The sequence below is a fragment of the Streptomyces muensis genome, from assembly GCF_021474425.1.
Lineage (GTDB): Bacteria > Actinomycetota > Actinomycetes > Streptomycetales > Streptomycetaceae > Streptomyces > Streptomyces muensis.
This window is the reverse complement of the sequence record NZ_JAKEIP010000335.1, coordinates 1-7,528: the sequence shown is the minus strand read 5'-3', so window position 1 is coordinate 7,528 and position 7,528 is coordinate 1. Positions and strand designations below refer to the sequence as shown.

General features: G+C 69.8%; 7 protein-coding genes. 3 read left to right on the top strand and 4 right to left on the bottom strand.

The annotated features are described in order from the left end of the window. Both L0P92_RS39925 and L0P92_RS39920 read left to right on the top strand, forming a co-directional pair. A partial coding sequence (locus L0P92_RS39925; protein WP_273634149.1) for an amidase family protein occupies positions 1-847 on the top strand: 847 nt, incomplete at its 5' end. A gap of 45 nt (positions 848-892) precedes the next feature. After that, positions 893-1,477 (top strand): flavodoxin family protein, encoded by a 585-nt coding sequence (locus tag L0P92_RS39920; protein ID WP_234768031.1) that lies wholly within the window; start codon positions 893-895, stop codon positions 1,475-1,477. Between the two features lie 53 nt (positions 1,478-1,530). On the opposite strand, the gene L0P92_RS39915 is transcribed toward L0P92_RS39920, so the two are convergent. The 4 genes from L0P92_RS39915 to L0P92_RS39900 form a co-directional block, all read right to left on the bottom strand. Next, on the bottom strand, positions 1,531-2,445 hold the full coding sequence (locus tag L0P92_RS39915) for an ABC transporter permease (RefSeq protein ID WP_234768030.1): 915 nt from the start codon (positions 2,443-2,445) through the stop codon (positions 1,531-1,533). Further along, positions 2,432-3,376 (bottom strand): ABC transporter ATP-binding protein, encoded by a 945-nt coding sequence (locus tag L0P92_RS39910; protein WP_234768029.1) that lies wholly within the window; start codon positions 3,374-3,376, stop codon positions 2,432-2,434. The genes L0P92_RS39915 and L0P92_RS39910 overlap by 14 nt, the downstream gene beginning before the upstream one ends. A 35-nt stretch (positions 3,377-3,411) precedes the next feature. After that, positions 3,412-4,719 (bottom strand): LolA family protein, encoded by a 1,308-nt coding sequence (locus tag L0P92_RS39905; RefSeq protein ID WP_234768028.1) that lies wholly within the window; start codon positions 4,717-4,719, stop codon positions 3,412-3,414. Between the two features lie 508 nt (positions 4,720-5,227). Beyond that, positions 5,228-6,238, bottom strand: a complete 1,011-nt coding sequence (locus L0P92_RS39900) for a polyprenyl synthetase family protein (RefSeq protein WP_234768027.1) — start codon at positions 6,236-6,238, stop codon at positions 5,228-5,230. A gap of 324 nt (positions 6,239-6,562) precedes the next feature. On the opposite strand from L0P92_RS39900, the gene L0P92_RS39895 reads away from it, so the two are divergent. Continuing rightward, positions 6,563-7,126: an MFS transporter gene (locus L0P92_RS39895; protein WP_443733837.1), complete on the top strand. Its 564-nt coding sequence runs from the start codon at positions 6,563-6,565 to the stop codon at positions 7,124-7,126. The last annotated feature ends 402 nt before the right edge of the window (positions 7,127-7,528 follow it).

The window sequence follows — 7,528 nt, the reverse complement described above, 5'->3', positions numbered from 1 at the left end:
GATGCAGGACCGGTCGCAGGGCGGGAGGGTGACGGGTGCGGGCTCACAGGACCGGCCGCAAGGCGACGAACGGCCAGACCCGAGGACGCACAGCGGGCCGCCGGGCGACGAACGGCCGAGCGCGAGGACGAAGAGCGGGCCGCGGGGCGACGGGGTGCCGCGTGCGGGGGCCTATGACGGGCCGATCGGCTCACATGGGGCGCCGGCCGACGACTCCGACGGGGCGATCGGCCAGCACGACAGCCCGAGCGGCGAGTACGACAGGCCGATCGACGGGCACGACAGACCAGCCGGCAAGTACGACAGCCCCCGCGCCGAATACGACGCCCCGGCCGCCGTATGGTCCCCCGACCTCGGCTTCGACTCCCCCGACCCAGGCATCGTCGCCGTCGCCCACGCCATGGCCGTACGGCTTGCCGAGGTGGGCGTGATACGGCTCGTGCGGCCGCGGCGTCCCCTCCGTCTCGATGATCCGGCTCCGGCGTGGCTCGCTCTGCGAGCCCCGGGCACCAGCCCCGCCCCGGACGTCGCCCACCGGATCCGGGCCACGAACGACGGCCGTCTGGCCGGCCTCTTCGCCGAGACCCCGCTGCTGCTGACGCCGACGGCTCCCACCTCGCCGCACGGCCACGACGGGCCCGGTGACCGGTATTCCACCGCGCTGACCTGGGCGTTCAACCTGAGCGGGCATCCGGCGATCAGTGTTCCGGCCGGGTTGGACGGCGACGGCTGTCCGGTCGGGCTCCAGTTGGTGGCGGCGCATGGGCAGGAGGCTCTGTTGCTCGACGTGGCGCGGGCGGCCGAGGCGGCCGTCGGACCCTGGACAGTTCCTTGCGTACGCATATAATGCACAAGCAAGTTATTGTCATACGCCGATCATCTGGGGGATGCCATGACCCGCCGCTTCCTGTTCCTGCTGGGCAGCAGCCGCAGCGAGGGCAACACCGAGGTACTGGCCCGCAAGGCCGCCGAGCAGCTGGCCGAGGATGTCGAACAGGAGTGGATCAGCCTCGCCGACCACCCGCTGCCCGCCTTCGTGGACGTACGCCAGGACGACGCGCTCCCCCCGGCCCCCACCGGGAACGCCGCGCTGCTGCTCGACGCCACGCTGGCGGCAACCGACCTGGTCATCGCCTCGCCGCTGTACTGGTACTCGGTGTCCGCCCACACCAAGCGCTACCTGGATGAGTGGGAGAACTGGCTGCGCACTCCCGGTCTCGACTTCAAGGCGAGGATGGCCGAGCGCACCCTGTGGGGCGTCACCTCGCTCCACCACGAGGAACACGAGGTCGCCGAGCCGCTGATCGGCACGCTCAACAACTCCGCCGCCTACTTCGGCATGCGCTTCGGCGGCGTCCTGCTGGGCAGGGGCGGCCGCATCGACGACGTACTGGACGACACCGCCGCGCTCACCCGCGCCAAGTCCTTCTTCGCCCAGAACCCACCCACCGCCCGCTTCCCGCACCAGGCAGCCTGACCGAATACCCGGCCGCCCGAACGCATCCCGGATACGGCTGCCCGAGCGGAGCGCTACGCGGTGATGTCCCTCGTCGTGAACCTCGCCCACGCCGCCGAACCGAACACCGCCGCGTAGAGGCCCTGGATCCCCAGGTTCTTGACGAGGTCGTCCCAGTAGACGGGTTCGCGCATGAGGTCGGCGAAGGACAGCCAGTAGTGGGAGAAGAAGTACGGTTGGAGCGCGTGGAGCTGCGGTATCTGGTCGAGGATCTGGACGGTGATCAGCAGGCCGACGGTCGTCGCCATCGCCGCGATACCGCTGTTGGTCAGCGTCGAGACGAACAGGCCGAGCGCCGCCACACCGATGAGTGACGCGGCGACGACCAGGGCGATCAGGAGCGCTCTGCCCAGGCCCTCCGCGAAGCTGATGCGGGTGCCGGAGATGGTCGTCAGTTCGCCCAGCGGGAAGAGCAGCGCACCGACGGTGAGCGCCGAGATCGCGACCACGAGGGTGGCGACCAGGCAGAAGGCCATCGTGGTCGCGTACTTGGTGAGGAGCAGTCGGGAACGGCCGGCGGGGGCGACGAGGAGATAGCGCAGGGTGCCCGCGTTCGCCTCGCCCGCTATCGCGTCGCCCGCGATGACGCCGATCGCCATCGGCAGGAAGAACGGGAGCGTCGCGGCCAGTGCGGTGAAGACCAGGAACAGGCCGTTGTTGGTGATCTGCGAGATGAACGCCGGGCCGCCGCCCTGCGGCCCACCGCCACCCATCGACCCGCCGTCGCCGGTCTCGATCTTCACCGCGATCCCGACCAGGATCGGCACGGCGGCGAGGACGGCGAGCAGCGCGAGGGTGCGCCAGCGCCGGAAGGTGGTGAGCAGTTCGCTGCGCAGGAGGCCGAAGGTCCACAAAGGGTTGACCTTCCCGCCGGCCTTGCGGGCTCCTTCGATCGCGCCGCCCGGCAGGACGGCTTCATCCTGCGACATCGAACCCCTCCCCCGTGAGCGCCACGAACGCGTCCTCCAGGGAGGCCCGTTCGACGCCGAAGCCGCGGACACGGACTCCGGCCTTCACCAACGCCGCGTTGACGTCCGCGAGATCACGGTCCGGGGGCTCGGCGGTCACACGGTCGTCGATGACGACGACATCACCGGCTCCCTGCTCCTTGAGCACCCGGGCCGCCTCCCCGGCGTCCGGCGTGGTCACGACGAGCCGCCCCCGCACCCCCGCCGCCAGCTCCGCCACCACGCCCTGGGTGATCAGCCGGCCCTGGGCCATCACGGCGGCGTGCGTGCAGACCTGCTCGATCTCGTCGAGGAGGTGGGAGGAGAGGAAGACGGTCGTGCCGTCGGACGCCAACTCCCGGATCAGCGAGCGTATTTCACGCATGCCCTGCGGATCGAGGCCGTTGGTCGGCTCGTCCAGGACCAGCAGTCTGCGCGGCTGGAGCAGCGCGGCCGCGAGCCCGAGCCGCTGCTTCATGCCGAGCGAGTACGCCTTGGCCTTCTTGCCGGCGGCGGCCGTCAGGCCCACCCGGTCCAGCGCAGCCGCGACGCGGGTGCGCCGGGTGCGCGGATCGGCGGTCGGGTCGGCGGCGTCGTACCGGAGGAGGTTGTCGCGCCCGGAGAGGAAGCCGTACAGGGCGGGTCCCTCGATGAGCGCGCCGACGTGCGGCAGTACGGCGCGCGCGGACCGGGGCATGGGCTGCCCCAGCACGCGCGCGCTGCCCGCGGTGGGCTCGATGAGGCCCATCAGCATGCGGATGGTGGTGGTCTTTCCCGAGCCGTTCGGACCGAGGAAGCCGAAGACGCTGCCCGCCGGGACGGTCAGGTCGAGACCGTCCACGGCGAGCTGCCCGCCGCGGTAGCGCTTGGTGAGCGCCTGGGTGGCGATCACCGTGTCGGGCAGCTCCTCCATCGGTTCCTCAGGCTCCTCGGGGTCCGGTGACCGGTTCACTTCCCGGAGTCGGCCGCCTTCACGAGCGCGTCCTTGTCGACCGCGCCCACATAGACCTTGCCGTCATCCGTGATCAGGGCGTTGATCAGGCGGGTCTTGAAGACCGTGCCCGAGCCGAACTTACCCGTCACCTTGTCGCCCAGGGAGTCGAGGAAGCCGCCCATCTCCCCGCCGACCTCGGCGCCGGAGGGAACTCCCTCGCCGCCGGTGTCGAAGACGGCCACGGAGTTCCAGCCCTCGCCGATGACCTCGGGACCGCCCTCGGGCGCCACCTTGCCGGTCTTGTCCCCGGCCTTCGGACCGTCGAGTTCCATCCCGAAGTCCTTGTCGAAGTCCTTACCGAACTCCTTCTCGAACTCCTTGCGCAGCTCGTCCTCGGACTTCGGGGCGCCGTGCTCGCCGCCCTTGCCCTCCAGCTCGTCCTCCTCGGTGACCTTCGCACCCTTGGGCGGGGTGAAGTCGAAGGTGGAGGCGGCCGGCTTGGCGAAGCTGACCTGGGTGAAGCCCGCGTCGATCACTGCGGCGCCGCCGCTCGACGGGGTCAGCGTGAACTTCAGCGGCATGCCGGTCTTGGCGTCCACGGCCACGGTGATCGCGCCGACCGTGGTCCCCGACTGCTTCGGCTTGATGAGCAGCCGGTACGCGTCCCGGCCCGCGACCTGCGCGGTGCCGTCGACGGTGACGGACGTGGTGTCGTCGACCGCCTTGAGGGCCTCCTCGGCGAAGTCCTTGGGCGTGGCGGGAACGTCTTCCTTCTCCTGCCCGCCCTTCGCCTCCTCGGCGGTGCCGTGGAAGACCTCGTTCGACTTGCTGTCGTAGCCCCAGACGTCCTTGCCGTTGTGGATGAGGCTGTACTCGGAGGCGTTCTCCAGCAGGGAGAGCTTCTGCTTGTTCTCGCCGTCCATGGCGACGCGCAGTGTGTGCGTGCCGGACGCCAGCTCGGTGAGCTTGGCCGACGGATCGGCGGAGGACCCGTCACCCGACCCGGACGCCATGGCGCCGGAGGCGAAGCCGGCCCCCAGCCCGCCGAGGTCCGGCAGCCCCAGGTCGGTGCTGATCTTCACGGTGCCGGACAGCTGCTCCACGTCCGACTGCGCGATCTTCTCGATGAGTTGCTCTGCGGTGATCTTCGGCAGGTCCGGGTCGCCCGAGTCGGCGATTGCCGGGACGAGCCCGATGGTCGCCGCCGCGACTCCCACGACCGTCACCGGAACGACGTACCGCGCGGCCTTGCGCCGCCCCGAGGGCAGGTCGTCGACCCCCTCGACCGCGGTCGTACTGTCGTCGGATTCGTACGGTGCCATGTGTGCCTTACCTCCGTCGTCGGCGGCTGTCCTTCTCGTTCCTCGCCCGCGAGTCTTGCGACCCCGCACTCGTCCACCCCTGTGCCGCCATTCTCACCCGAATCGGTGAGGAGTGGTGTTCTCCGTGGTGTCCATCTGACCAAATCGGCCAGGGAGATTCGTCAACCTTCGGAGCCAACTCCGCGTACACCTGGGGTATGACACAGGAGGCCGACACCTCCCCCGACCCGTAGGGGTAGCCGAGGCCCACGCACCGACCAGCCGTCGGGGAAGGGGAACTCGGGTCTGCTTTCACGGCGTTGAGCAGGGCGAACGCTCGGCCAGTGATTCCAGCCCGTCCGCCGTCCCGCAGATGCTTCGCTGGCCCAGGCATTTTCAGCCCGTCCGGCGTTTGAGGACGAGGCCCGAAGGGCCGACAGCGGGGGTCCAGGGGGCAAGGCCCCCTGGCGGGGTCGAAGGGGCAGAGCCCCTTCAAGGGATGGGACGGGTAGGGGCGGCGGGGGCGAAATCACCCGGCCCGATAAACCACCGCGTCGCACAACTCCATCAACGCAGCCTTCGCCCCCACCTCCGGCAACGGCGCCAACGCAGCCCGCGCATCCTCCGCATACCGCACGGTGTCCCGCCGAGCCTGCTCCAACGCCGGATGCACCCGAAGCTGAGCCAACGCCTCCGCAAGCCGCGCGTCATCACTGAGATCGGAGTCCAGCAACTCGCACAACGCGACGTCCTCCGCCAGCCCCAACCGCGCGGCCCGCTCCCGCAGCCGCAGCACCGGCATCGTCGGAATCCCCTCCCGAAGATCCGTCCCCGGCGTCTTCCCGGACTCATGGGAGTCGCTAGCGATGTCCAGGACGTCGTCCGCCAGCTGGAAGGCGACCCCGAGCCGCTCGCCGTACTGGGTCAGCACATCGACCACCGTCTCGTCGGCGCCCGACATCATCGCCCCGAACCGGCACGACACCGCCACCAGCGATCCGGTCTTCCCGCTCAGCACATCGAGGTAGTGCTCGACGGGATCCCGCCCGTCCTGCGGCCCCGCCGTCTCCAGGATCTGCCCGGTGACCAGCCGCTCGAACGCCTCGGCCTGCACCCGCACCGCCTCCGGCCCGAGGTCGGCCAGGATGTGCGAGGCACGCGCGAAGAGGAAGTCCCCGGTCAGTACGGCGACCGAGTTGCCCCAGCGGGTGTTCGCGCTGTCGACACCCCGCCGCACCTCCGCCTCGTCCATCACGTCGTCGTGGTACAGCGTCGCCAGATGGGTCAGCTCCACCACCACCGCCGACGGCACGATCCCCGGCGCGTACGGGTCCCCGAACTGCGCGGCAAGCATCACGAGCAGCGGCCGGAACCGCTTCCCACCGGCCCGCACCAGATGCTGGGCGGCCTCGGTGATGAAGGGGACCTCACTCTTGGTGGCTTCGAGCAATCCCTCCTCGACAGCCGCCAATCCGGCCTGGACATCGGCTTCCAGAGCCTGGTCCCGCACGCTCAGCCCGAACGGCCCGACGACGGTCACGAGGGGTCTCCTGTCTGCTGGTGTCTACTGGCGGTTACACGGTTTGTCGATAGGTCGCTGCCATCACTCAAGTCAGCGTATCCGGTCACCTTTCGATCACCGATGCCGCCCACCCGTCCACGACGGGCGGTATCGGATCACGGCAGGTATTTTTTTGATCACGTGATAAGGCCGGATATCCATCGACTTATAGGGAAGTAGCGGCCACTGCCCCGAACCGGGGTCGACGACCGGCCCGGAGGTCCGGGAACGCCTCTCGTTCCTCGGCATGCGGCCCATCCTCGTCCTGCACTCCGCCGACACGGCCTCCCAGGCGATACGGGCATGTCGACCGGAACCACCGCCTCCGCCTCCCACGGCACGCTCGCCCATCTGGTCTCCGCCACCGGAGGCCGCCTCGCCGACCGCACCCTCGATTCGTACCGCGCGGTACGACGAGGCGGCATCCCGATCGCCTGCGTCCATTACGCCATGACGGTGCCGGCCGCCGGCACGACCTGGGTGGGTCTTGATCTGATCAGCGCAGGCATCGGGCCCCTCAAACCGAACGTCGCCACCATGACCGGCAAGCTCTACCGCACCAGGGGCTGGCACCGGGGCTTCCCCGCCGCCGAGTACGCGCTCGCACCGCCCGCCACGAGACCGGTGATGTCCGCGCGCGGCCACATCCTCTTGGAGACCTCCGGCATGTCGGCCACCACCAAGCTCGCCCCGGCAGCCGTCTCCAGCCGGACCATGCCCCTCTGGCTCCCGTCCCTCGCCCTCGCGAACCGCATCCAGGCCCAGGCGGTGAAGTTCTCCGCCGACGTCTCCCGCCCGGTCCACTCCCGCGTCAACGGCGCGACCGCAGTGACCACGGGCCTCGCGGTGACGGCCGCCGCGCCCTGACTGCGCCGCACCACGCACCCGGTGCACTGAAACCGACGGAACCCCGACCACGCGCATCCGTACGCCCCTCCCCCGCAAGACGACCCACATCCCCTGGCGCGGCTTCAACTCCCTCCAGATCGCGACCCACGCACCCTCGCCGCCCAGGCCACCCAAGCCGATCGTCACCGCCCGTTCCACGGACGACCGCTATGACAACGACGCGCAAGGCACGGGAGGTTCCGAACTCACCCGCTGATCCGCATCGAGGACGAAGAAGCACTTTTCCACTAGACCTGGGAAAAACGGACTCCACGGACAGCCGGTTAAAGGGGAGTTGGATTCATTGCCCGATTTGCCGCTCTTGTGGATGCCAGTGAGTTGGGTCACGCACACCCGACCACACCCCCCGCCCGGCACCCC

Excerpts from the sequence above, each read along its gene's own strand:
- L0P92_RS39915 (WP_234768030.1), bottom strand. The coding sequence starts at position 2,445 with ATGTCGCAGGATGAAGCCGTCCTGCCGGGCGGCGCGATCGAAGGAGCC.
- L0P92_RS39910 (WP_234768029.1), bottom strand. The coding sequence starts at position 3,376 with ATGGAGGAGCTGCCCGACACGGTGATCGCCACCCAGGCGCTCACCAAG.
- L0P92_RS39895 (WP_443733837.1), top strand. The coding sequence starts at position 6,563 with ATGTCGACCGGAACCACCGCCTCCGCCTCCCACGGCACGCTCGCCCAT.
- L0P92_RS39905 (WP_234768028.1), bottom strand. The coding sequence starts at position 4,719 with ATGGCACCGTACGAATCCGACGACAGTACGACCGCGGTCGAGGGGGTC.
- L0P92_RS39920 (WP_234768031.1), top strand. The coding sequence starts at position 893 with ATGACCCGCCGCTTCCTGTTCCTGCTGGGCAGCAGCCGCAGCGAGGGC.